Below are 24,505 nucleotides of genomic sequence, written 5' to 3' on the forward strand. Positions count from 1 at the left end.
TCAACCTCGCAGTCACCCGTCCGAGGGAGCGTGATCGGCGGGTCCGCGTGCGATGCTCGGGAATCACCCGACTTCTGCCACGATCGACCTACCCCCGTGCGCTCGCGCACGGACCCCTCCCTGCGGGCAAGCGGGCGGGTCGTGCGGCTTCTGAGGAGTGATCAGACTATGGGTCCACACCCCGCGGTGGCGGCGATACGCCTGGCGGTCCGCCGCGTCCTGCACGACGTACTCCGGGAACTGCCGCCGAGCCCCCTCGGGCCCGCCGAGGCCGCGCCCGGCAACAGGCCCGTCGTCCTCGTGGCGTGCAGTGGCGGCTCGGACTCCATGGCGCTCGCCTCCGCGCTCGCCTTCGAAGCCCCCAAGCTCGGTATCAGGCCGGGCGCGGTCACGGTCGACCACGGCCTCCAGGAGGGCTCGGCCACGCGTGCCGTCGAGGTGGCCTCGCACCTGCGCGACCTCGGCCTCGACCCCGTCGACGTCCTCGGCGTGACCGTGGGCCGCCAGGGCGGACCCGAGGCGGCCGCCCGGGACGCCCGCTACGCCGCGCTCGACTCCGCGGCGCAGCGGTACGGCGCCGTCGCCGTCCTGCTCGGCCACACCCGCGACGACCAGGCCGAGACCGTCCTGCTCGGCCTCGCCCGAGGCTCCGGCACCCGCTCCCTGTCCGGCATGCCCGCGGTCAACGGGCGCTACCGCCGCCCGTTCCTCCACCTCGACCGGGACACCACCCGCCAGGCCTGCCTCGTCCAGGGCCTGCCGGTGTGGGAGGACCCGCACAACGCGGACCCCGCCTACACCCGCTCGCGGGTCCGCCACGAAGCCCTCCCGATCCTCGAGAAGTCCCTGGGCAAGGGGGTCGTCGAAGCCCTCGCCCGCACCGCCCAGCTCTCCCGTGACGACGCCGACGCCCTCGACGGCTGGGCCACCCGCGTCGAGTCCGAGGTACGCGACGCCGACGGAAGCCTCGACGCCACCCGCCTGCGCGAGCTGCCCCCCGCGGTGCGCCGCAGGGTGATCCGCCGCGCGGCCGTCGCCGCGGGCAGTCCTGCCGGGTCGCTGTTCGCCCGGCACGTCGAGGAGGTCGACCGCCTGGTCACCGGCTGGCGGGGCCAGGGTCCGCTCCACCTGCCCGGGGGCGTCGAGGCGGACCGGCAGTGTGGCAGGCTGTTGTTCCGGCGTCGTTGCTCCAGTGACACCCTCGGTGGCACCCAGAAGCCAGCGGGCGCCCGGCAGCCGACACCGGATCCGACCTTGTAGGAAGTAGCGCGGGTGGACGAGAAGGACATGGGCAGCGACCTGAAGTCGGTGCTCATCACCAAGCAAGAAATCGACGACAAGCTCGCCGAGCTCGCGGCGCGCATCGACGCCGACTACGCCGGGCGGGACCTGCTGATCGTCGGTGTCCTCAAGGGCGCCGTCATGGTCATGGCGGACCTGGCCCGGGCCCTGAGCCACCCGGTCAAGATGGACTGGATGGCCGTGTCCTCCTACGGCTCCGGCACCAAGTCCTCCGGCGTCGTGCGCATCCTCAAGGACCTCGACACCGACATCGCCGGCAAGGACGTGCTGGTCGTCGAGGACATCATCGACTCGGGCCTGACCCTGTCCTGGCTCCTGACCAACCTCGGCTCGCGCGGCCCCGCCTCCATCGCCGTGTGCACCCTGCTGCGCAAGCCGGAGGCGGCCAAGGTCGCCATCGACGTGAAGTACGTCGGCTTCGACATCCCCAATGAATTCGTGGTCGGCTACGGCCTCGACTACGCCGAGAAGTACCGGAACCTGCCGTTCGTCGGCACCCTCGCCCCGCACGTCTACGGCGGCTGAGGGCCCGGGGACGCCCGGGGGAGGCGGCCGGGGGACTTTGGTCCCGCCCCTTTCACCCCTGGGAACACCGGTCGGTTTCCCCTCGTTGGAGCAGGGGAAGACGAGTTTGTTAACGGTCGGGTCCGCTTCGGGTCACAATGGCTGGGGTACCGTCCGACAAATAACTGGTGCTCCCGGGGTTACGGCAGATGCCGAGCGACCCGGGGGCCTCTCAATCTGGCAGGAGGGACGGGGCGGATACATCGCCCCGCATGGATGGACGTGAAGCGCTACTTCCGTGGGCCGGTCATGTGGATCGTGCTGGCCGTCCTCGCTGTGATCGTGTTGATGCAGGTCGTCCAGAGCTCTGGCGGCTACAAGACGGTGGACACCGGCGAGGTCGTCAAGGCGATCAATGACAACAGGGTCAAATCCGCAGAGCTGACCACCGGCGACGAGCAGGTCATCAAGGTCCAGCTCAAGCCCGGCGTGAAGATCAAGGGCAGCGACAAGATCAAGGCCTCGTACATCGGGGACCAGGGCGTCGCCCTTGCCCGGGATCTTCAGACGAAGTACCAGGCCAAGGACCCGAACGCGAGGATCACCGACGGGTACACCGTCGCGCCGTCGAAGCAGAACCCCTTCGTCGGGATCCTGCTCTCGCTGCTCCCGTTCGTCCTGATCGTGATCGTGTTCCTGTTCCTGATGAATCAGATGCAGGGCGGCGGCTCCCGAGTCATGAACTTCGGGAAGTCCAAGGCCAAGCTGATCACCAAGGACACGCCGAAGACGACGTTCTCCGACGTCGCGGGCGCCGACGAGGCCGTCGAGGAACTCCAGGAGATCAAGGAGTTCCTCCAGGAGCCGGCCAAGTTCCAGGCCGTCGGAGCCAAGATCCCCAAGGGTGTGCTGCTGTACGGGCCGCCCGGCACCGGTAAGACCCTGCTCGCGCGTGCTGTCGCGGGCGAGGCGGGTGTCCCCTTCTATTCGATCTCGGGTTCCGACTTCGTCGAGATGTTCGTCGGTGTCGGTGCCTCCCGGGTCCGCGACCTGTTCGAGCAGGCCAAGGCGAACGCCCCGGCGATCGTGTTCGTCGACGAGATCGACGCCGTCGGCCGGCACCGCGGCGCGGGCCTCGGCGGCGGCCACGACGAGCGCGAGCAGACCCTGAACCAGCTGCTCGTCGAGATGGACGGCTTCGACGTGAAGGGCGGCGTCATCCTGATCGCCGCCACGAACCGCCCCGACATCCTCGACCCCGCGCTGCTGCGTCCGGGCCGCTTCGACCGGCAGATCGCCGTCGAGCGCCCCGACATGCAGGGCCGCCTGGCGATCCTCAAGGTCCACCAGAAGGGCAAGCCGATCGCCCCGGACGTCGACCTCGAGGCCGTGGCCCGGCGCACCCCCGGCTTCACCGGCGCGGACCTGAGCAACGTCCTCAACGAGGCAGCGCTGCTCACCGCCCGCTCGGACAAGAAGCTGGTGGACAACTTCACCCTCGACGAGGCGATCGACCGTGTCGTGGCCGGACCGCAGAAGCGGACCCGGATCATGAGCGACAAGGAAAAGAAGATCACCGCGTACCACGAGGGCGGACACGCCCTGGTGGCCGCCGCCTCGCCGAACAGCGACCCGGTGCACAAGATCACCATCCTGTCGCGCGGCCGGGCCCTCGGCTACACGATGGTCCTGCCGGACGAGGACAAGTACTCCACGACGCGCAACGAGATGCTGGACCAGCTCGCCTACATGCTGGGCGGGCGCGCGGCCGAGGAGCTCGTCTTCCACGACCCGACCACGGGCGCGGCGAACGACATCGAGAAGGCCACCGCGACCGCGCGGGCCATGGTCACGCAGTACGGCATGACCGAGCGGCTCGGCGCGATCAAGTTCGGCACGGACAACGCGGAGCCCTTCCTCGGCCGTGAGATGGCTCACCAGCGCGACTACTCGGAAGAGGTCGCCGCACTGGTGGACGAAGAGGTCAAGAAGCTGATCGAGACCGCGCACAACGAGGCGTGGGAGATCCTTGTCGAGAACCGTGACGTCCTCGACAACCTCGTTCTGGCCCTCCTGGAGAAGGAGACGCTGAACAAGGAGCAGATCGCCGAGATCTTCAAGCCCGTCGTCAAGCGTCCCAGCCGCCCGGCGTGGACGGGTTCCTCGCACCGCACCCCGTCGACGCGGCCCCCGGTGCTCTCGCCGAAGGAGCTCGCGCTCACCAATGGCGCGGGCACGGCGAGCAACGGCAGCACGCCGACGGACACGGTCCAGCTCCCGAAGACCGCCGAAGAGCAGTCGGACGGCAACTGACCGGTGCCTGACCCGTGACCTCCTGAGGTCGCAGCGGCTGAAGGGATGCCGCGCCCCAGCGTTAGCCTGGGGTGCGGCATCTCCGCTTTTTCGGCATCTCCGCTTTTCGCTCCGTGAACGGCGTGCCCCACAGCAACATGCTCCACAGGAAGAGGCAGTACATGACGAACCCGGTGACGTTGGACGGCCACGAGGGCGCCATCGGCGAGTTCGACGAGAAGCGCGCCGAGAACGCCGTGCGGGAACTGCTGATCGCCGTCGGCGAGAACCCGGACCGCGAGGGCCTGCGCGAGACTCCGGCACGAGTGGCCCGCGCCTACAAGGAGATATTCGCGGGGCTCTGGCAGGAGCCGGAAGAGGTGCTGACCACGACGTTCGACCTCGGCCACGACGAGATGGTGCTCGTCAAGGACATCGAGGTCTTCAGCACCTGCGAGCACCACCTGCTGCCGTTCGTGGGAGTCGCGCACGTCGGCTACATCCCGGCGACGTCCGGCAAGATCACCGGCCTGTCCAAGCTGGCCCGCCTGGTCGATGTCTACGCCCGCCGCCCGCAGGTGCAGGAACGACTCACCACGCAGATCGCCGACTCGCTGATGACGATCCTCGAGGCGCGCGGTGTCATCGTCGTCATCGAGTGCGAGCACATGTGCATGTCCCTGCGGGGCATCCGCAAGCCCGGCGCCAAGACCACGACGTCCGCCGTGCGGGGGCAGCTGCGCGACGCGGCCACCCGGGCCGAGGCGATGAGCCTGATAATGGCCAAGTAGCTCCTGGTGAACCCGGCTGGTCCCCACCGCCTACCCTGGACGGCATGACGACGACGCGCGGCCGGGTGGCCGGTCTGGACGACTACGACCGGTGCGCGGTGATGGGTGTGGTGAACGTCACGCCCGACTCGTTCTCCGACGGCGGGCACTGGTTCGACACGGATGTCGCCGTGAAGCACGGGCTCGACCTGGTGGCCGCGGGAGCGGACATCGTGGATGTGGGCGGGGAGTCGACCCGGCCCGGCGCCACCCGCGTGGACGAGGCCGAGGAGCTGCGGCGGGTGGTGCCCGTGGTGCGGCGTCTGGCCGCGGCCGGGGTCGTGGTGAGCGTCGACACGATGCGGGCCGTTGTCGCCGAGAAGGCGGTCGAGGCCGGGGCGCGCCTCGTCAACGACGTCAGCGGCGGGCTCGCCGACGAGGCGATGGTGCCGGTGGTGGCAGCGGCCGAGGTGCCGTTCGTGGTCATGCACTGGCGTGGGCAGAGCCTCGACATGAACAGCAGAGCGGTCTACGCGGACGTGGTCGGCGAGGTGCTCGCGGAGCTGCGCACCCGTTTCGAGGCCGTGGTGGCCGGGGGAGTGGATCCCGAAAGGGTGATCATCGACCCGGGGCTCGGCTTCGCCAAGGAGGCGCAGCACGATCTTGCGCTCGTGGCGCATCTGGACCGCCTGCACGAGCTGGGACGGCCCCTGCTGGTGGCGGCGTCGCGCAAGAGGTTCCTGGGGCGCGTGCTGGCCGGCGAGGAGGGTGCTCCACCGCCCGCGCGGCAGCGGGACGCCGCGACAGCCGCCGTCTCCGCTCTGGCGGCCCGTGACGGCGCCTGGGCGGTGCGGGTCCACGAGGTGGCGGCGTCGGCGGACGCGGTGCGGGTGGCCAGGGCCGTCGGGGGAGCGCGGTGACCGAGGCCGCCGACGGCGTCGAGCTGGCGAACACGGAGTTCTACGAGGCCATCGAGAGCGGTGACCTGGACCGGATGTCGGCCCTGTGGCTCGACGACGAGGTCAGCTGCGTCCACCCGGGGTGGCCGGTCCTGCGCGGACGGGCCGAGGTGCTGCGCTCATACGCGTTGATCATGGCCAACACCGAGTACATCCAGTTCTTCCTCACCGACGTGGAGGTCGCCGTCCTCGGTGAGACCGCGCTGGTCACGTGCACGGAGAACATCCTCAGCGGCGGTCCGGCGGAGGAGGACGGCTCCACGGGGCCGCTGGTGGGCGGCCTGGTGGTGGCGACGAATGTGTTCCGCCGCACACCTGGCGGCTGGAAGCTGTGGTCCCATCACGGCTCGCCCGTGATGGCCGACGGCGAGGGCGACGAGGACGGGGAATCGGGCGACACCGCGGTCGGTTGATCCGACGTGTGGTGGACCCCACTCTCATTCGGTCACCCGATCGAGCCAACACCCGGTGCGGGCATGCGTGGACCTTGTGGCAGGCGGGTAAGGCGGCCACGTGCGGGCGTGCTCATGGCTCCGCGGGCGGGGTGATCGGCCCTTCAATGCCCGCTTTTGCGGAGCTGCTGGGGCAGTCGGAACTGTCGGTATTCGCAGGTAGATTCGAGTGTGGGTGGGCCCTCGCGGGCTCGCCCGAGCACGCCCGCTCGGAGAACGGCCGGGACGGTGGCTCGGGCAAGGGCTCGGGCGACGACAAGGACAGCAGAAGGACAGCAGGAGGTATCTCGTGGACCGTGTCGCGCTGCGCGGCCTGAAGGCGCGCGGGCACCACGGGGTGTTCCCCAGGGAGCGCGCCGAAGGCCAGACCTTCGTCGTGGACCTGGTGCTCGGCCTGGACACTCGGCCGGCCGCGGCAGACGACGACCTGGGCAGGACCGCGCACTACGGCCTCCTCGCCGAAGAAGTCGTCGCGGTCGTCGAGGGCGAGCCGGTGAACCTCATCGAGACCTTGGCCGAGCGCATCGCCCAGGCATGCCTGAAGCACGACCCGGTGCAGGAAGTGGAGGTGACCGTGCACAAGCCGGACGCCCCCATCACCGTCCCGTTCGACGACGTGACCGTCACGATCACCCGGAGGCGCGCATGAGCTCGGATCCGACCACCCAGCCGGTACCGGCCGCCGTCGAGCGGCAGGTCGACGCGGCCGACACCACCTTGCACAACCCCAAGCGCGCCGTGGTCTCCCTCGGGAGCAACCTCGGCAACCGCCTGGAGACCATCCAGGGCGCGGTCGACGCCCTGGAGGACACCCCCGGGCTGCGGGTGAAGGCCGTCTCCCCGGTCTACGAGACCGCGCCGTGGGGCGTGGAGGACCAGCCGAACTACTTCAACGCCGTGGTGCTGATCAAGACCACGCTGCCGCCGTCCTCGCTCCTGGAGCGGGCGGGCGCGATCGAGGAGGCGTTCCACCGTGTGCGCACCGAGCGATGGGGCGCCCGCACGATCGACGTCGACATCGTGGCCTACCAGGACATCGTCTCCGACGACCCCCTGCTCACGCTGCCTCACCCGCGGGCACACCAGCGGGCCTTCGTTCTCGCACCGTGGCACGACGTGGACCCGGACGCCGAACTGCCGGGCCTCGGCCCGGTGGCGAAGCTGCTCGAGGGCGTCGGCCGCGGCGGTGTCACCCCCCGCGAGGACATCGAGTTGAGACTGCCCGAGTAGGGTCGCCGGAACAGGTGTCGCGAGAGCTAAGGAGCCCCCAGCGGTGAAGCAGCTTCGAGTGAGGGTGCTGATCGGGCTCGCCGTCGTCGCGGGCGTCCTGTCCTGGGGCGCGGCCGGGCTGTGGGACTCACTCGGCACACTGCCCAAGGTGCCGGTCGCCGCCCCCATCGTGCTGGCGATCATCGCGGTGGTCCTGGCGGCGACGGCCCTCTCGCTGCGCGCCCGGCTCAAGGCCCAGCGCGAGCGGGAGCCCGACGCCAAGGGCGTGGATCCCCTGGTGGCCGCCCGCGCCGTGGTCTTCGGGCAGGCGAGCGCGCTCGTGGCCGCGCTGGTCTCCGGGATCTACGGCGGAGCGGGGGTCTTCCTGCTCCGCGATCTGGATGTGCCCGCCCGCCGGGACCAGGCGGTGTACGCGGGCTTCGCGGTGCTCGCGGGGATCGGGGTGGTGGTGGCCGCGCTCTTCCTGGAGCGGGTGTGCCGCCTCCCGGACGACCACGACTCGGACGACCCCGAGGCCACCGCGCCGGCGTGAGCGTCCCTCGCGTCCGACCGGCTCGGGCGGGCCGGCTCAGATGGCGCTGATCGAGTCGAACTCCACCTCGGCGCGGCTGACGCCCTCGGTGTCGGCGTCGATGGAGCGGCGCAGCGCCTCGTGCAGGCGGGCGGGGGTCAGGACCCCGAGGAAGCGCTCCCCGTCGACGACGGCTATCCATCCGGCGTCGTGCTGGAGCATGACGCTGAACGCCTGCTTGAGATTGGAGCCGACGGGCAGCCATGCCTCCATACGGCGCGCCTGCTCGCCAACGGTCTTGACCGTGGCGCCGCGCAGGGCGTCGGCGGAGACCCAGCCGTGCAGAGTGCCGTCGCGGTCGAGGACGACGGCCCAGCGGGCGCCCTCGGCGTCGAGCCGCTCGACGGTCGCGGCGACGGGGTCCTCGATCCGCACCACGGGCGGCTGCTCGAGGTCCCCGCTCTGGATCTCGGTGACCGACAGCCGCTTCAGACCCCGGTCCGCGCCCACGAAGTCCGCTACGTAGGGGGTGGCGGGAGCACCGAGGACGGTGGCGGGCGGGTCGAACTGCTCGATCCTGCCCTCCCCGTAGACGGCTATCCGGTCGCCGAGCCGCACGGCCTCCTCGATGTCGTGTGTGACGAAGAGCACAGTCTTGCGGACGGCGGCCTGGAGCCTGAGGAACTCGCTCTGCAGCCGCTCGCGCACCACCGGGTCCACGGCGCCGAAGGGCTCGTCCATCAGGAGGACGGGCGGGTCGGCGGCGAGCGCCCTGGCCACGCCGACGCGCTGGCGCTGGCCGCCGGAGAGCTGTTCGGGGTAGCGGTCGCCGAACGTCCCGGGGTCGAGCCCGACGAGGTCCAGCAGTTCCGCGGCGCGGGCGCGGGCCTTGGCGCGCTTCCAGCCGAGCAGGGCCGGAACGGTGGCGGTGTTGTCCAGGACCGTCTTGTGCGGGAAGAGTCCGACCTGCTGGATCACGTATCCGATGCGGCGGCGCAGGCGCACCGGGTCGACCGTCGCGATGTCCTCCCCGTCGAGGAGGATCCGGCCCGAGGTGGGCTCGATGAGGCGGTTGACCATCTTCATCGTCGTGGTCTTGCCGCAGCCCGAGGGCCCCACCAGGGTGACCAGTTCGCCCTCGGCGACCTCGAAGGACAGGTCGTCCACGGCGGTGGTGCCGTCCGGGTAGCGCTTCGTCACGTGCTCGAACCGGATCATCGTTCCCCATAGGGTGCGGCTGGGCCCCGGAGGGCGGCGTTGTCGTCGACCGTACCGTGACCGCTTCGGGCGGTTGTCGGTGCCGCACGCTAGTCTCTGGCTTTCACGAGCCGAACGGCATCCGAACACACGGGGAGGTGGTGCCGCGTGGTCCTCGCTTCCGCCTCGGCGCGTCCTCTCGCCGCCTCCGGCAACTGCCTCGTCACCAATGAGTGGGTCTGCCCCGAATATGTGCGCTCGCGCAAGCAGGAGTTGATCGACGCCACCGTGCAGCATTTGCAGCTGTCCTCGGTGTCGGTGCTGATCGGCCTCCTCCTGGCCTTCCCGCTCGCGCTGGTCGCCCGGCGCTGGCGCGCGAGCGCCGGTCCCGTGCTGGGCGTCACCACGATCCTCTACACGATCCCGTCGCTGGCGATGTTCTCGATCCTGGTGCCCTTCCTGGGGCTGGCGGCGTCGGTCACCGTGACGGGCCTGGTGCTCTACTCACTGACGATCCTGGTGCGCAACATCCTCGCGGGCCTGCAAGGGGTGCCCGAGGACGTCCGCGAGGCCGCGCGCGGCATGGGCTACGGGCCGCTGCGGCTCCTGCTCGGTGTCGAGGTGCGGCTGGCGCTGCCGACGATCTTCGCCGGGCTGCGGATCGCCACGGTCTCCACGATCTCCCTGGTCACCATCGGCGGGATCATCGACCACGGCGGTCTGGGCAATCTGATCTACGAGGGGAATCAGAGCCTGTTCAAGGCCGAGGTGCTCACCGCCTCCGTGCTGTGCGTCGTCATCGCGATCACCGCCGACCTTCTCCTGCTGGGAGTGCAGCGCCTGCTGACCCCATGGGCGAACGCCGGAAAGCAGTCGCGCTTCCGGCGCCGCGCCACGACCGTCGAGGCGATGCCGTGAACAAGATCACCGGAGCCTGGAGCTGGCTGACCACGAGTTCGCACTGGTCGGGTGTCGACGGGGTGTGGAACCGGCTGGGCGAGCATCTGTTCCTCACCGTGGTCTGCATGCTGATCTCCTGCGCCGTCGCCCTGCCGATCGGGCTCGCCCTCGGGCACCTCGGCAAGGGAGGCACCCTGGCGATCAACGTCTCCAATGTCGGCCGGGCCGTGCCCACCTTCGCCGTCCTCGTCCTGCTCCTGATACTGCTCGGCACGGGCTCGCAGTGGCCGACCATCCTCGCGCTCGTGCTGTTCGCCGTCCCCCCGCTGCTGACCAACACCTATGTGGGGATGCGCGAGGTGGACCGCGATGTCGTGCAGGCGGCGCGCGGCATGGGGATGACCGGCGGCCAGATGCTGTGGCGGGTCGAGCTTCCGCTGGCCATGCCGCTGATCATGACCGGCGTGCGTTCGGCGGCCGTGCAGGTCGTGGCCACCGCGACGGTCGCAGCCATCCCCGGCGGCGGAGGGCTCGGAAGAATCATCACCGCGGGCTTCTCCAACTTCGACACCCCGCAGGTCTTCGCGGGCGCCGTCCTCGTGGCCGTGCTCGCCCTGCTCGTCGAAGCCCTCTTCGTGGGCGGCCAGTGGCTGCTGGATCCGGCGCGCCGCCGCAGGCGCCGGACCGCGGTCTGTAGCGGCCCGGCGGGCGCAGCCCCGGCCGATGCGCCCGCGTGATCCACGGGTGCCCGCCGGAGCCCGTCGGGGATTCCCTCGGGCGCAGCCCGCTTTTCGCCAGTCCTGTCCATCCGCGGGGAATCACGAAGACGTGGCACCGCGCAGGCGTGGAACTACCGAAGACCTCGAAATGAATGGTGACTTGAGCATGAGCGCAATCACAGCCGGTACAGCGAGAAGGCGCGGCGCGGTCGCGGTGGCGGCAGGCATCGCCCTGGCGCTGACCCTGGCCGGATGCGGCGGCGGTGACGACCTGGAGAAGAAGGGCGGCTCGTCGGGCGGCAGCGGCGAGAAGGGCGATCTGGTGATCGGCTCCGCCGGATTCACCGAGAGCGCCATCCTGGCCGAGCTGTACGCGCAGATTCTGAGCAAGGACGGCTACAAGACGTCGATCCAGAAGGCCGCCACCCGCGAACTCCTCGAGCCCGCCCTGGAGAAGGGCCAGATCGACATCACCCCGGAGTACGCCGCCACCCTCGCCGAATTCCTCAATGGCAAGGCCAATGGGCCCAACGCCAAGCCCGTCGCCTCGCCCGACGTCAACGTCACGATGAACGAACTGCGCAAGCTCACCGAGCCGCGCGGTCTGCGGGTACTGGCGGCCGGGCAGGCCGTGGACCAGAACGCGTTCGCGGTGCAGAAGGAGTTCGCCGACAAGCACCACCTCAAGACCCTCTCGGACCTGGGCAAGTCCAAGCTGAAGATCAAGCTGGCGGCGGGCGACGAATGCCCCAAGCGGCCGTTCTGCCAGCCGGGTCTGGAGAAGACCTACGGCATCGACATCACGCAGGTCGACCCCAAGGGCGTCGGCACCCCGCAGGCCAAGCAGGCGGTCAAGGACGGCACGGACCAGCTGGTGCTGACCACGACGACCGACGCGACGCTCGACCAGTTCGGCCTGGTGGTGCTCGAGGACGACAAGAAGCTGCAGAACGCCGACAACATCGTGGCGGTCGTCAACGCCAAGGACGCGGGCAGCGCCAAGATCGCCGCCCACCTCGAGAAGCTCACCAAGGCCCTCACCACCGCGGATCTGACCGAGCTGAACAAGAAGGTCGACGGCGAGCGGCAGAAGCCGGCGGACGTCGCCAAGGAGTACCTGCAGAGCAAGGGCCTGATCTGACGCCCGCGCCCTGGATTTGATCCCTGGCTTGATCCCATGACCCGATCCGAGGCCCGTCCAGGGCCTCAGTGAGGGGCCGGCCGAGTGCCTGAGCGTGGGCCTGAGCGAGGGGCCGGGCCTGTGGGGGAGGACGCCTCCGTTTAACGGAGGGTGTCCAATCGAACGCGTGGTGTAATAGTCGTGTTTCGAATGGGCCGCCATCCCCCACAGGCCCCTTTTGCACGCTAAATTTCAGGCCATGCCACGTGGACGACACCGCAACTCATCGACGCTGCGCAGGTACCTTCCCTCGCTGTCGGCTGCAGCGCTGGCTACCACCTGCGCCGGTGGCGCCTGGCTCATCGCCGATCCGCTGGTGCTCCGCGTGTTCGTGGCGGCGGCAGCGGCCGCCGCCTGCACAGGCGCGGTCCTGGTGCGTGAGCGGGACCGCGCCGCAGAACTGGAGCTGAGTCGGCTTCAGACCCTGCGCACCCGCGACGAGTTCCGCTACGACGAGCGGATCGCGGAGCTGGAGTGCGATTTGGAGGAGTTCCGCGAGATCCGCGCCCGCTACGCGCGCAAGCTCAATGGCAAACGCTCCGAACTGGCCAAGCTGCGGGGCGAGCACGCCGGCCTGCTGAGGCGCTACGCGACCGCCGAGGCGGATCGGGCGACCGCTTTGGAGTCGGTGCGGCTGGCGCTGGGCCCGGGGCCCTCGGCGTCCCCGCTGTCCCCGTCCGCGTTCCTCAAGGCCAACGCGGCCCTCAACGCGCTCGAGCACAATGCCGCGGTGCAGAGCGCCGTCGCCGAGCAGCACTCCCGCGCGGAGTCCGAGGCGGATTCGGCCGACATCGAGGCCATGTCCGAGGCGTCCGGGGCGTCGGCGTCGTCCGGGGCTCCCGTCGGCGGGCAGCCGCAGGCCGGTTCGCCCTCCGAGGCGGAGCCGCCGTCCGGGAGCGAGGACACGCGTGAGTCCGCGGGCGAACAGGGCATCGGTGCGGACGCGCTCCGGCCGACCCGTCCGCAGGCCCCCGTCAACACGGCCGTGGCCATCGTTCCGCCGTCGGCCCAGCGCGGGCGGCGCACAAGGTCGCCCGAGCCCGGCTTCGACTACTTCGGCACCCAGCGGGCACTGCCCGCCGCCGCCCGCCCGGCGGGGGAGCTGACGAGCGGCAAGTCGCCGCGCATCGAGGAGGAGGACCTCGCCGACGTCGTCGGCGAGGAGATCAGCCGGGCCGAGGCGTCCCTCATCGACCTCACCGAGCACGACGAGACGGAGACCATCGACGTGCGGGAGCTGCGCGCTCTGTCGTAGAGCCGGCGGTCCCAGCGCCAGTGCCCCCCCGTGATCGTGGTCGCAGTGCTCGGGGCTGTTGCGCTCGTTGCCGTTGCCGTTGCCGCGGACCACGCGCCGCCCGCGCGCTCGTACGCGCGCCGTCACTTGTCGACGTCACTTGTGGACGTCACTTGTCGACGTCGCCGACGACGAAGAACATCGACCCGAGGATCGCCACCATGTCGGCGACGAGCGTGCCGGGCAGGAGCTCGGTCAGCACCTGGATGTTGTTGAAGGAGGCGGAGCGCAGCTTCATCCGCCACGGCGTCTTGTCGCCCTTGGAGACCAGGTAGTACCCGTTGAGGCCCAGGGGGTTCTCGGTCCAGGCGTAGGTGTGGCCCTCGGGTGCCTTGAGGACCTTCGGCAGCCGCTGGTTGATCGGGCCGGGCGGCAGCTCCGCGAGGCGGGCCAGGCAGGCGTCGGCGATGTCCAGGGAGTTGTGCGTCTGCTCCAGCAGGCATTCGAAGCGGGCCAGGCAGTCGCCCTCGGTCCGCGTCACCACCTTCAGCACGTCCCCCAGCTCGCCGTACGCCAGATAGGGCTCGTCGCGGCGCAGGTCGAAGTCGACGCCGGAGCCGCGGGCGATGGGTCCGCTGACCCCGTAGGCGTGCACGGTCTCGGGGGGCAGGACGCCGACGCCGCGGGTGCGGCCGCGGAAGATCTCATTGCCCATGACCAGGTCGTCGAGGCGGTCCATGTGCGCGCGGACCTCGGCGACGGTGGCGCGGGCGCGGCCGGTCCAGCCGTTGGGCAGATCCTCCTTGAGGCCTCCGACGCGGTTGAACATGTAGTGCATCCGGCCGCCCGAGACCTCCTCCATGAGGTGCTGGAGCTTCTCGCGCTCGGTGAATGCGTAGAAGATCGGGGTGATGCCGCCGAGCTCGAGCGGATAGGACCCGAGGAACATCAGGTGGTTGAGCACCCGGTTCAGTTCGGCCAGGAGCGTGCGCGTCCACACCGCGCGCTCGGGCACCTCCATGCCGATCATGCGCTCGACGGCCAGGACCACGCCGAGCTCGTTGCAGAACGCCGACAGCCAGTCGTGGCGGTTGGCGAGCATGATGATCTGCCGGTAGTCACGAGCCTCGAAGAGCTTCTCCGCGCCCCGGTGCATATAGCCGATCACCGGCTCCGCGCTGATGATCCGCTCGCCGTCCAGGACGAGCCGGAGCCGCAGCACCCCATGGGTCGAAGGGTGCTGGGGGCCGATGTTCAGCACCATGTCAGTGGTGTCCGCGGCCCCGCCGATGCCGACTGTCGTCTCCGTCATGGCGTTAAGTCTGCCACTGCCGGGTCGCGGCCCTATGGTGGCCGCATGGATGCCGCATTCGCACCTCCTGGAGCGCACTGGACGGGCCTTCCTGATGTGCTGCTGCGCATGCGGCGACTGCTCCTGCTGGCGGTGGCCGTTCCGGCGACCGCGGTGGTGGGCGCGCTGCTCGCCGGGCTGGCGGGGCCGGGATGGGCCGCGCTCGTGCTCGTTCCCCTGGCCGTGACCGCGTGGTGGTGGCGGGCGCTGGGGCGGAACTGGAGCTCGTGGGGTTACGCCGAGCGCGAGGACGATCTGCTGCTGCGGCACGGTGTGCTGCGACGCACTCTCACGGTGGTGCCCTACGGGCGGATGCAGCTCGTGGAGGTCGTCTCGGGGCCGCTGGAGCGGCGGTTCGGGATCGCGGCCGTCGTCCTGCACACCGCCGCCGCGGCGACGGACGCCCGCATACCCGGCCTGCTGCCGCAGGAGGCGGCGCGGCTGAGAGACCGGCTGACGGCGTTGGGCGAGGCCCGCTCGGCGGGTCTGTGATGGCCAAGGAATTCCGCAGGCTCCATCCCATCACGCCCTGGCGCAGGGCGTGGGCGGTGCTCGCGGGAGTCGCCGCGGCCTTCCTGCACGACCTCCACCAGGCCGAGGAGTACCGCGACGCCCTGTCCACCGTCTGGGGGCTGGCCGCGCTGCTGGCGCTGGCGCTGGCGGCGTTCGGCTACGGATTCACCTCGTGGTGGTTCACCAGCTACCGGATCGACGAGACGGAGCTGCGGGTCGCCACCGGGGTGCTGTTCCGCCGCACCAAGCACTTCCGTATCGACCGCCTCCAGGCCGTGGACATCAACCGCCCGCTCGTCGGGCGGCTGCTGGGAGTGGCCAAGCTCCAGCTCGACCTCGCGGGCGGCAAGGACGAGCTCGCCTACCTGACGGAGCGGGACGCGCGCGAGCTGCGCTCGGAGCTGCTGGCACGGGCGGCCGGGGTGGCGCCGGACAGCGGTGAGGCTCCGGAGCGGGAACTGGTGAAGGTCCCGCCGAAGGAACTGATGGTCTCCATCGGGCTCAAGCTCACCACGTGGTGGGCCGTGATCGGATCGCTCGCGCTGGCGCTGATCCCGGCGCTGCTCTCCGGCAACTGGCTCCTGGTGCTGTTCGCCGTGCCCGCCCTGGCCACGGCGGCGCGGGTGACATTCCTGAAGTACATGCGCGAGTTCGGCTGGACCGTCGCCGAGTCGCCGGACGGGCTGCGGATCGACTACGGCCTGCTGGACCGGTCCCACGAGACGGTGCCGCCGGGGCGGGTGCAGTCGCTGTGCTTCCAGCAGCCCCTGCTGTGGCGCGGGCGCGACTGGATGCGGGTCCACATGGCCGTGGCGGGCAGTCGCAACAACGTGCTGTTGCCCGTGGCCCCGAGGGAGGTGGCGCTGGGCACGGCGGCGAGGATCCTGCCGGGGGTGGACATCGCCGCGGTGCTGACCCGCCCGGTGCCCAGGCGCGCGCGATGGCGTGCGCCTCTGTGGTGGCGGGGGCTGGCGTGCGGGGCGGACGGGGACGTCTTCGTGGTGCGGCACGGTGTGCTGGGCCGCACGGTCAGTGTGATGCCTCACGCGAAGGTCCAGAGCGTGCGCCGCACGCAGGGGCCTTGGCAGCGCGGCCTCGGCCTGGCGAGCGTCCACCTCGACGCGGCCGCGGGCTCCACCCTGACGGCTTCCCACCGCGATGCCGAGGAGGCGGACCGCATCGTCTCCGCCCAATCCGAACGCAGCAGGATCGGCCGCCGCAACGCCCTCCCGGAACGCTGGATGTCCACCCCGGTCCCCGCCCCGGCCCCGGACGACTCGAGGGAGGGTCGGCCCGACCCCGGAACCGACGGCCGGCCCCCGGACCGTCCCTCGGAGAAGGACGGCCTGGTTCCCCCGAACTGAGCGAGCGCGGCCCGCGCCGGGCCCGCGTGCGAGGGGCGCGCCGGGCCCGCGTGCGAGGGGCCCGCGGCTCAGCGCGGCACCCGACTACGCCCGCGCCCCGAACTCCTCCGGGATCTCCATCCCCACGCTCTGCATCAGCCAGCCGAACGCGCCCAGGCCCGAGGACGACGTCAGCTCCGCCGCCTCGCCCGCGCCGGCCAGGGCGCGGACGTAGGCCGCCGGGTCCGACGTCGCCAGGGACAGTGGGGGGCGGGTGCCCGAGATGCCCACAGCGTGGAGGGCCGAGCGCTGCGTGGTCAGGGTCGTCTCCCGGGCCCGCGCCGCCGCGGCCGACGCGCAGGCGTCCAGGGCCACGTGGGCCGTCAGGTCGCAGGAGCCGTCCGGGACCGGGCGGACCTCCCGGCCTTCCCGGTATCCCGCCAGTGTGCCGAACGGCGGGCGGGAGCCACGGTCGTGGGCGTAGTCCACCGCCACCGCCAGGCCCCGGCGCAGGGTGCCCACCGTCCGCGCCCAGGCCTCGTCCCTCGGCAGGCCGATCTCCGCCCGCGTGCCCGGCTCCTCCAGGGGCCACCACCGCCGGAGCCACCGGGCGTCCTCGCCGAGGACCACCCCGCCCAGGCGCTCCTCGCCGTCCCCCGCGACCTCGACCACCCGGGGAATGCCCTCCGGGTCCACCTCCGCGATCTCCACCGGAACGTTGTCCAGCCATTCGTTGGCGAAGACCAGACCGGTCACCGACTCCGGAACCCGGGCCGTCCACCTGACCCGCGGGTCCAGCCCCGCCGGGCGGTCCGCCCGCTCCACCGCGTGCACCCGCAGCCGCCCGTCCAGGCCCCCCAGCGCTTTCACCAGGCCGAGCGCCAGCTCCCCGCGCCCGGCGCCGACGTCCACCACATCCAGCACGGTCGGCCGCCCCAGTGCCGCGTCCACGCGGCGCACCAGCTCCGCCACCGCTCCCGCGAACAGCGGGGACGCGTGCACCGAGGTGCGGAAGTGCCCGGCCGGGCCCTCCGCGCGCCGGAAGAAGCCCTGTTCGCCGTAGAGCGCCCGCTCGGTCGCGGCCCGCCAGCCGGTCCATTCGTTCATCGTTGGATTACAGTACTGGTCACACCTCTCCGACCTGGGGAGTAGGCGGGATCGCTCTACCGGTTGACCCCGGGACGTGTCTTCCTTGCCTACTCTGGGTTACGTGCAACGTCTCTACGCCTTCATCCGCAAGCACCCCACCGGAGTGGACGCCTTCTGGGCCGTCCTCCTCTTCGGTGCGTCGGCGCTCTCCGGCATCGGCTTGTACAGCCAGGGCAAGGGGACATGGTGGGGCTGGATCCCCATCGCCGTCGCCCAGACCCTCGTGGTGACGCTGCGGCGTCGCTGTCCCGAGAAGATGCTCCTGCTGGCGATGGCGCTGGGGCTCGGCCAACTCGTGCTCGACGTCCAGCCCAACGCGGGCGACTTCGCGATGCTGATGATCATCAATACCGTCGCCAGCGGTGACAACCGCAAGTACTCGCGGATCGCGCTCGTCGGCGGCCTGGCCGCCTCCACCATCGCCACCCTTCGCTGGCCCAACGGCCCGGACGGCGTACACGCCACCCTCGTCCAGTCCGTCTTCCAGACGGTCGTGATGACCATCCCCTTCGCCCTCGCGTGGGTGCTGGGCGACTCCTTCCGCACCCGCCGCGCGTACTACGCCGAGCTGGAGGAGCGGGCCGCGCGGCTGGAGCGCGAGCGCGAGGCGCAGTCCAAGGTGGCCGTCGCCGCCGAGCGGGCCCGCATCGCCCGCGAGCTCCACGACGTGGTGGCGCACAACGTCTCGGTCATGATCGTTCAGGCGGACGGTGCCGCCTACGTTCTCGACGCCTCCCCCGACCAGGCCAAGCAGGCGCTCGAGACCATCTCCTCCACCGGCCGCCAGGCCCTGGCGGAGATGCGGCGCCTGCTCGGCGTGCTGAGATCCTCCGACGGCGACGGCGGCGAGTACGTCCCGCAGCCCGGCGTGGACCAGCTCACCGACCTCGTCGAGCAGTGCCGCGGTGCCGGGCTGCCGGTGAACTTCCAGGTGGACGGAGCCCCCCGCCCCCTGCCCAAGGGCGTGGAGCTGACCGCCTACCGGATCGTTCAGGAGGCGCTCACCAACACCCGCAAGCACGGTGGCCCGGCGGCGCGCGCCATGGTCCGCCTGACCTACGGAGACGCCGATCTCGGCATGCTCATCGAGGACGACGGCAGGGGCGCGGAGCACGCGCTCTACAGCGCGGGCGGGGCCGACGGCCTCGGTCACGGCCTGATCGGCATGCGGGAGCGGATAGGCATGGTCGGCGGCACCCTGGACGCCGGGCCGCGGCCGGGCGGGGGCTTCCGGATCACCGCCGTGCTCCCCTTGAAGGCCATCCGCTGAACCCCCGCCGAGCCGCCGCCCGACCCCCTCGCCGACCGCCGCGATCCGAACCACGACAGGAGTTCCGAGTCCCATGACGATCCGCGTGATGCTCGTCGACGACCAGGTGTTGCTGCGCACCGGTTTCCGTATGGTGCTGCAGGCCCAGCCCGACATGGAGGTCGTCGCCGAGGCCGGAAACGGCGCCGAGGCCCTGGAGGTGCTGCGTTCCACCGCCGTGGACGTCGTGCTGATGGATGTGCGGATGCCGCGCATGGACGGGGTGGAGGCCACCCGGGCGATATGCGACGGGCACGGGGGCGATCCGGAGCGGCCGGGGCCGCGGGTGCTGATCCTCACCACCTTCGACCTCGACGAGTACGCGTTCTCCGCGCTCAAGGCGGGGGCGAGCGGCTTCATGCTCAAGGACGTCCCGCCCGGTGAGCTGCTGGCCGCGATCCGCTCCGTGCACTCCGGCGACGCCGTGGTCGCGCCGACGACGACCCGCCGCCTGCTGGACCGCTTCGCCCCGATGCTGCCCAGCTCCAAGGAGCCAGAACGCCCCGAGCTGGGACGGCTCACCGAGCGGGAGCGGGAGGTGCTCATGCTCGTCGCCCAGGGCCTGTCCAACGGGGAGATCGCCAGGAAGCTGGTGCTGTCCGAGGCCACCGTGAAGACCCACGTCGGCCGCATCCTGACCAAACTGGGCCTGCGCGACCGCGTCCAGGCCGTCGTCCTCGCCTACGAGACCGGGCTGGTCCAGGCCGGAGGCGCTCGCTGACGCGCCGTGCCCGCCCAGGGCACCGCCCTCCGCCCGCGCTCCGTACGATGGGGACCTGAGACGTCCGGTACCCCTCGCGGACTGGAACGGAAGGTCAGACTGAGGTGAACGCCATTCCCGGGTCCCCGAGGCCGTCCGGCGGCCGACCGCCGAGAAGCGCCGGCGACCGGCCCGCAAGGCTCGATGTCGGTGTCGTCGGCGCGGGCCGGGTGGGGCCCGCGCTCGCCGCCGCGCTCAAGCTCGCCGGGCACCGCCCCGTAGCCGCGTCGGGGGTCTCCGACGCCTCCCGCCGCCGGGCCGACGAACTCCTGCCCGATGTGCCCCTGGTCGAGCCCGCTGAGGTCATGGCCAGGTCCGATCTGGTCCTGCTGACCGTGCCGGACGACGCCCTTCCCGATCTGGTCTCGGGCCTCGCCTCCACGGGGGCGGTGCGGCCCGGACAGATCGTGGTGCACACCTCGGGCCGCTTCGGCGTCGGCGTCCTCGAACCCGCCCTGCGCGCGGGCGCCCTGCCGCTCGCCCTGCACCCCGCCATGACGTTCACCGGCACCTCGGTCGACGTCGCCAGGCTCGCCGGGTGCCCCTTCGGGGTCACCGCCCCCGAGCAGCTGCGGCTCGCGGCCGAGGCGCTCGTGGTGGAGATGGGCGGCGAACCCGAGTGGATCGAGGAGGACAGGCGCCCGCTCTACCACGCGGCCCTCGCCCATGGCGCCAACCACCTCGTCACCCTCGTCGCCCAGTCGATGGAGCTGCTTTCCGAGGCGGGTGTCGCCGCGCCCGGCCGCATGCTGGGCCCCCTGCTCGGCGCCGCCCTCGACAACGCCCTCAGATCCGGTGACGCGGCCCTGACCGGCCCGGTCGCCCGCGGCGACGCGGGGACCGTCGCCGCCCATGTGGAGGAGCTGCGCCGCGTCTCGCCGCAGGCGCTGAGCTCCTATCTGGCGATGGCCCGCGCCACCGCCGACCGAGCGCTGGCCAACGGCATGCTGAAGCCGGAGCTGGCCCAAGACCTGCTGGAAGTGCTGGCGGACGGAGGGGCACGCTGATGGCCGGGGAGCTGGTTCTGGCGCGGACGAAGGAAGAGCTGGGCGGCCTGCTGGGCCGCGCACGGTCCGGCGGCGACACGGCCGTCGTGATGACCATGGGCGCCCTGCACGAAGGCCATGCCACGCTCATCAGGAGCGCCCGCGAGCGCGTCGGGCACGTGGGCAGGGTCGTCGTGACCGTCTTCGTCAACCCCTTGCAGTTCGGTCCCGGCGAGGACCTGGACCGCTACCCGCGCACCCTGGACGCCGACCTCGCGCTGGCGGGGCAGGCGGGCGCGGACATCGTCTTCGCCCCCGCCGCCTCCGAGATCTACCCGGACGGTGAGCCGCAGGTGCGCATCTGCGCGGGCCCGATGGGAGAGCGGCTGGAGGGCGCGCACCGCCCCGGGCACTTCGACGGCATGCTCACCGTGGTCTCCAAGCTCCTCCATCTCACCAGCCCCGACCTCGCCTTCTACGGACAGAAGGACGGCCAGCAGCTCGCGCTGATCCGGCGGATGGCCACCGACCTCGACCTGCCCGTCGAGATCGTCGGCGTCCCCACCGTCCGCGAGCCCGACGGCCTGGCGCTGTCCAGCCGCAACCGCTACCTGTCCGCGCGGGAGCGCGAGAGCGCGCTGGCCCTGTCCCGCGCCCTGTTCGCGGGCCGGGACGCCGCCGAGGGCCGCGGCGCCGCCGAGGCGGGGGCTTCGGCCGGAACGGACGCGGGCGGGCCCGACGCCGTGCGCGCCGCCGCCCGCGAGGTGCTGGACGAGGAGTCCGGCATCACCGTCGACTACCTCGCCCTCGTCGACCCGCGGGACTTCACGGACGTCACGGGCGACCACAGCGGAGACGCCGTGCTCGCCGTTGCCGCGAGGGTCGGCGCCACCCGGCTCATAGACAACACCCCCGTGACTCTCGGACCCCAAGGACCCGGACGGCGCCACGATGCCTGACACTCCCGCGATACCCCTGCGGCTCAACGCTCCCGCGCACGGCTGGGCCGCCCGGGCGGACGTCGTCGTCATCGGCTCCGGAGTCGCCGGGCTCACCGCCGCCCTGCGCTGCGCCGCCGAGGGCGCGAAGGTGCTCATCGTCACCAAGGCGCTGCTGGACGACGGTTCCACCCGCTGGGCGCAGGGCGGGATCGCCGCCGCGCTCGGTGAGGGCGACACCCCCGCGCAGCACCTGTCCGACACCCTCGTGGCGGGCGCGGGCCTGTGCGACGAGGAGGCGGTCCGGACCCTGGTGACCGAGGGGCCGGACGCGGTGCGGCGCCTGATCGCCACCGGGGCCACGTTCGACACGGGCGAGGACGGGGCGATCCTGCTCACCCGCGAGGGCGGCCACCACCGCCGCCGTATCGCCCACGCGGGCGGTGACGCCACGGGCGCGGAGATCTCCAGGGCGCTGGTCGAGGCGGTGCGCGCCGCGGGGATCGAGACGATCGAGAACGCCCTCGTCCTGGACCTGCTCACCGACGCCGACGGCCGCACCGCCGGGGTCACCCTCCATGTGATGGGCGAGGGCCAGCGCGACGGTGTCGGCGCGGTCCGTGCCCGCGCCGTGGTCCTGGCCACGGGCGGTATGGGCCAGGTGTTCTCCGCGACCACCAACCCCGCCGTCTCCACCGGGGACGGCGTCGCTCTGGCGCTGCGCGCGGGGGCGGAGGTCTCGGACCTGGAGTTCGTGCAGTTCCACCCCACGGTGCTCTTCCTCGGCGCCGGCGCCGAGGGTCAGCAGCCGCTCGTGTCGGAGGCCGTGCGCGGCGAGGGCGCCCACCTGGTGGACGCCGACGGGGTCCGGTTCATGGTGGGGCAGCACGAGCTCGCCGAGCTGGCGCCGCGTGACATCGTGGCCAAGGGCATCATGCGGCGGATGCTGGAGACGGGCGCCGAGCACATGTACCTGGATGCCCGGCACTTCGGCGCACGGATGTGGGAGGAGCGCTTCCCGACGATCCTGGCCGCGTGCCGCTCGCACGGCATCGACCCGGTGACCGAGCCGATCCCCGTGGCGCCCGCCGCCCACTACGCCAGCGGTGGCGTCCGCACCGACCTGCGCGGCCGCACCACCGTCGCCGGGCTGTACGCGTGCGGGGAGGTCGCCTGCACGGGTGTGCACGGGGCCAACCGGCTCGCCTCCAACTCCCTGCTCGAAGGCCTCGTCTTCGCCGAGCGCATCGCCGCCGACATCGTCAACGGTCTCGACGACGGCACCCTCCGTCCGGGTGAGCCGGCGCCCGCCGGACCGACCGCCGCCGGGCCGACCGCCGAGGCGCCGCTGCCCGAGGCGCCCGTCCGCTACGAGATCCAGCGGATCATGACCGCGGGCGCCGGGGTGCTCCGCAGCGCCGACAGCCTCAGCAAGGCAGCCGACGGACTGCGCCGCATCGCCGAGCAGGCGCGGGAGGACCTTCGGCGTGACGGCAAGACCGCCCAGCCGTGCGTAGAGACCTGGGAGGCCGCCAACCTCCACCTGGTCGCGAGCGTCCTCGTGGCCGCCGCGTCCATGCGGGAGGAGACCCGGGGCTGCCACTGGCGCGAGGACCGGCCCGAGCGCGACGACGACAACTGGCACCGCCACATCGTCACGCGGCTCACTCCTGTGGGCGGTCTGTCCTCGACGATCACCGCCTCCGAGACCTTTCCGGCGGTAACCTCCACCACGCCCGCCGCGACCGCCCCTTCCACCTCCCAGGTTTCCAAGGAGCTCCAGTGAGTACCTCCGACCGCCCCCAGCCAGTGGACCTTCCGCTGCTCCGGATCGGTGCCCCGTCGAGCGGGGGCGGCGGCTGCGGCGACGCGTGCGGCTGCGGGGACTTCGGCGACGACACCGAGCTCAGCGCCCTCGAGTGCGGCCTCGACCCGGACCTGGCGCGGCTGCTGGCCGAGGCGGACCTGGACCCCGTCCTGGTCGAGGACATCGCGCACATGGCGATCGAGGAGGACCTCGACCACGGGGTGGACGTCACCAGCGTCGCCACCGTCCCCGAGGACGCCGTCAGCACGGGCGACTTCACTGCCCGCGAGACCGGAACGGTCGCCGGTCTGCACATAGCCGAGGCGATCCTGTCGGTGGTGTGCACGGACGAGTTCGAGGTGGAGCGGCACGTCGAGGACGGCGAGCGGGTCGAGGCCGGGCAGGTGCTGCTGTCCGTGACCACCCGCACCCGTGACCTGCTGACCGGTGAGCGCAGCGCGCTGAACCTGCTGTGCCGCCTGTCCGGCATCGCCACCGCCACCCGCGCCTGGGCGGACGTCCTGGAGGGGACGAAGGCGAAGGTGCGCGACACCCGCAAGACGACCCCCGGCCTGCGCGCGCTGGAGAAGTACGCGGTCCGCTGCGGCGGCGGCGTCAACCACCGTATGTCGCTGTCCGACGCGGCGCTGGTCAAGGACAACCACGTGATCGCGGCGGGCGGGATCGCCGAGGCGTTCAAGGCGGTGCGCGAGGAGTTCCCCGACCTCCCCGTCGAGGTCGAGGTGGACCGACTGGACCAGATCCCCCCGATCCTGGCCGAGGGCGCGGACCTGATCCTGCTGGACAACTTCACACCCGAGCAGACCCGCGAGGCCGTCGAACTCGTCGCCGGCCGCGCGATCCTGGAGTCCAGCGGCCGCCTGTCCCTGGACAATGCCCGCGCCTACGCCGAGACCGGCGTGGACTACCTGGCCGTGGGCGCCCTCACGCACTCCTCGCCGATCCTGGACATCGGCCTCGACCTGCGCACGGTGGACTGACCCCATGCTGCTGACCATCGACGTGGGCAACACCCGCCCGCCCGTCTCCCCGCCCACCACCCCAGAGGTGGCCCGTCTCCGCGAGACCGACCGGAAGC

General features: G+C 71.6%; 24 protein-coding genes. 21 read left to right on the top strand and 3 right to left on the bottom strand.

Annotated features, from left to right (window positions below; genetic code table 11):
* Positions 1-168 precede the first annotated feature (168 nt).
* From tilS to IEY86_RS16265, 9 genes are all read left to right on the top strand, one after another.
* Positions 169-1,260, top strand: a complete 1,092-nt coding sequence (gene tilS, locus IEY86_RS16225; RefSeq protein WP_189132406.1) for a tRNA lysidine(34) synthetase TilS — start codon at positions 169-171, stop codon at positions 1,258-1,260.
* A 27-nt stretch (positions 1,261-1,287) separates the two neighbouring features.
* Complete coding sequence (hpt, locus tag IEY86_RS16230; RefSeq protein ID WP_189132528.1) at positions 1,288-1,827, top strand: hypoxanthine phosphoribosyltransferase; 540 nt, start codon at positions 1,288-1,290, stop codon at positions 1,825-1,827.
* 255 nt (positions 1,828-2,082) lie between these two features.
* Complete coding sequence (gene ftsH, locus IEY86_RS16235) at positions 2,083-4,119, top strand: ATP-dependent zinc metalloprotease FtsH (RefSeq protein WP_189132407.1); 2,037 nt, start codon at positions 2,083-2,085, stop codon at positions 4,117-4,119.
* 161 nt (positions 4,120-4,280) lie between these two features.
* Complete coding sequence (folE, locus tag IEY86_RS16240) at positions 4,281-4,889, top strand: GTP cyclohydrolase I FolE (protein ID WP_189132408.1); 609 nt, start codon at positions 4,281-4,283, stop codon at positions 4,887-4,889.
* Positions 4,890-4,933: 44 nt separating this feature from the next.
* Positions 4,934-5,788: a dihydropteroate synthase gene (gene folP / locus IEY86_RS16245; protein WP_189132409.1), complete on the top strand. Its 855-nt coding sequence runs from the start codon at positions 4,934-4,936 to the stop codon at positions 5,786-5,788.
* Complete coding sequence (locus tag IEY86_RS16250; RefSeq protein WP_189132410.1) at positions 5,785-6,240, top strand: nuclear transport factor 2 family protein; 456 nt, start codon at positions 5,785-5,787, stop codon at positions 6,238-6,240. The genes folP and IEY86_RS16250 overlap by 4 nt, the downstream gene beginning before the upstream one ends.
* A gap of 328 nt (positions 6,241-6,568) precedes the next feature.
* Positions 6,569-6,928, top strand: a complete 360-nt coding sequence (gene folB, locus IEY86_RS16255) for a dihydroneopterin aldolase (protein ID WP_189132411.1) — start codon at positions 6,569-6,571, stop codon at positions 6,926-6,928.
* On the top strand, positions 6,925-7,509 hold the full coding sequence (folK, locus tag IEY86_RS16260; protein ID WP_229698483.1) for a 2-amino-4-hydroxy-6-hydroxymethyldihydropteridine diphosphokinase: 585 nt from the start codon (positions 6,925-6,927) through the stop codon (positions 7,507-7,509). The genes folB and folK overlap by 4 nt, the downstream gene beginning before the upstream one ends.
* 43 nt (positions 7,510-7,552) lie before the next feature.
* Entirely contained in the window at positions 7,553-8,041 is a 489-nt protein-coding gene (locus tag IEY86_RS16265; RefSeq protein ID WP_189132413.1) for a DUF3180 domain-containing protein, read from the top strand.
* A 36-nt stretch (positions 8,042-8,077) separates the two neighbouring features.
* On the opposite strand, the gene IEY86_RS16270 is transcribed toward IEY86_RS16265, so the two are convergent.
* Positions 8,078-9,238: an ABC transporter ATP-binding protein gene (locus tag IEY86_RS16270; RefSeq protein WP_189132414.1), complete on the bottom strand. Its 1,161-nt coding sequence runs from the start codon at positions 9,236-9,238 to the stop codon at positions 8,078-8,080.
* 147 nt (positions 9,239-9,385) lie between these two features.
* Between IEY86_RS16270 and IEY86_RS16275 the strand changes: the two genes are divergently transcribed.
* From IEY86_RS16275 to IEY86_RS16290, 4 genes are all read left to right on the top strand, one after another.
* Entirely contained in the window at positions 9,386-10,135 is a 750-nt protein-coding gene (locus IEY86_RS16275; RefSeq protein WP_189132415.1) for an ABC transporter permease, read from the top strand.
* The gene (locus tag IEY86_RS16280) at positions 10,132-10,854 is read left to right on the top strand and encodes an ABC transporter permease (RefSeq protein WP_189132416.1); all 723 of its coding nucleotides are present in this window, start codon (positions 10,132-10,134) and stop codon (positions 10,852-10,854) included. The genes IEY86_RS16275 and IEY86_RS16280 overlap by 4 nt, the downstream gene beginning before the upstream one ends.
* 148 nt (positions 10,855-11,002) lie before the next feature.
* A complete protein-coding gene (locus IEY86_RS16285) occupies positions 11,003-11,977 on the top strand; it encodes an ABC transporter substrate-binding protein (protein WP_189132417.1) in 975 nt (324 codons plus the stop codon).
* Positions 11,978-12,215: 238 nt separating this feature from the next.
* Complete coding sequence (locus IEY86_RS16290; protein ID WP_189132418.1) at positions 12,216-13,271, top strand: hypothetical protein; 1,056 nt, start codon at positions 12,216-12,218, stop codon at positions 13,269-13,271.
* Between the two features lie 148 nt (positions 13,272-13,419).
* Here IEY86_RS16290 and IEY86_RS16295 read toward each other — a convergent pair whose 3' ends face one another.
* Positions 13,420-14,562, bottom strand: a complete 1,143-nt coding sequence (locus IEY86_RS16295; protein WP_189132419.1) for an NADH-quinone oxidoreductase subunit D — start codon at positions 14,560-14,562, stop codon at positions 13,420-13,422.
* 45 nt (positions 14,563-14,607) lie between these two features.
* On the opposite strand from IEY86_RS16295, the gene IEY86_RS16300 reads away from it, so the two are divergent.
* Positions 14,608-15,093, top strand: a complete 486-nt coding sequence (locus IEY86_RS16300; protein WP_189132420.1) for a PH domain-containing protein — start codon at positions 14,608-14,610, stop codon at positions 15,091-15,093.
* Positions 15,093-16,478, top strand: a complete 1,386-nt coding sequence (locus IEY86_RS16305; RefSeq protein WP_189132421.1) for a PH domain-containing protein — start codon at positions 15,093-15,095, stop codon at positions 16,476-16,478. Before IEY86_RS16300 ends, IEY86_RS16305 begins: the two co-directional genes overlap by 1 nt.
* 84 nt (positions 16,479-16,562) lie before the next feature.
* Here the strand turns inward: IEY86_RS16305 and IEY86_RS16310 are convergent, their stop codons facing one another.
* Complete coding sequence (locus tag IEY86_RS16310) at positions 16,563-17,564, bottom strand: SAM-dependent methyltransferase (RefSeq protein ID WP_189132422.1); 1,002 nt, start codon at positions 17,562-17,564, stop codon at positions 16,563-16,565.
* 103 nt (positions 17,565-17,667) lie between these two features.
* Between IEY86_RS16310 and IEY86_RS16315 the strand changes: the two genes are divergently transcribed.
* From IEY86_RS16315 to nadC, 6 genes are all read left to right on the top strand, one after another.
* Positions 17,668-18,876: a sensor histidine kinase gene (locus tag IEY86_RS16315; protein WP_189132423.1), complete on the top strand. Its 1,209-nt coding sequence runs from the start codon at positions 17,668-17,670 to the stop codon at positions 18,874-18,876.
* Between the two features lie 73 nt (positions 18,877-18,949).
* Positions 18,950-19,636 (top strand): response regulator, encoded by a 687-nt coding sequence (locus IEY86_RS16320; protein ID WP_189132424.1) that lies wholly within the window; start codon positions 18,950-18,952, stop codon positions 19,634-19,636.
* Between the two features lie 104 nt (positions 19,637-19,740).
* Positions 19,741-20,682: a Rossmann-like and DUF2520 domain-containing protein gene (locus tag IEY86_RS16325; protein ID WP_229698484.1), complete on the top strand. Its 942-nt coding sequence runs from the start codon at positions 19,741-19,743 to the stop codon at positions 20,680-20,682.
* The gene (gene panC, locus IEY86_RS16330) at positions 20,682-21,620 is read left to right on the top strand and encodes a pantoate--beta-alanine ligase (RefSeq protein ID WP_189132425.1); all 939 of its coding nucleotides are present in this window, start codon (positions 20,682-20,684) and stop codon (positions 21,618-21,620) included. The genes IEY86_RS16325 and panC overlap by 1 nt, the downstream gene beginning before the upstream one ends.
* Positions 21,613-23,385 carry an L-aspartate oxidase gene (locus IEY86_RS16335; protein ID WP_189132426.1) on the top strand — a complete coding sequence of 591 codons (1,773 nt, stop codon included), beginning with the start codon at positions 21,613-21,615 and terminating at the stop codon, positions 23,383-23,385. The genes panC and IEY86_RS16335 overlap by 8 nt, the downstream gene beginning before the upstream one ends.
* Positions 23,382-24,407, top strand: a complete 1,026-nt coding sequence (gene nadC / locus IEY86_RS16340) for a carboxylating nicotinate-nucleotide diphosphorylase (protein WP_189132427.1) — start codon at positions 23,382-23,384, stop codon at positions 24,405-24,407. Before IEY86_RS16335 ends, nadC begins: the two co-directional genes overlap by 4 nt.
* The last annotated feature ends 98 nt before the right edge of the window (positions 24,408-24,505 follow it).

It is taken from the genome of Wenjunlia tyrosinilytica (assembly GCF_014646055.1).
GTDB lineage: Bacteria > Actinomycetota > Actinomycetes > Streptomycetales > Streptomycetaceae > Wenjunlia > Wenjunlia tyrosinilytica.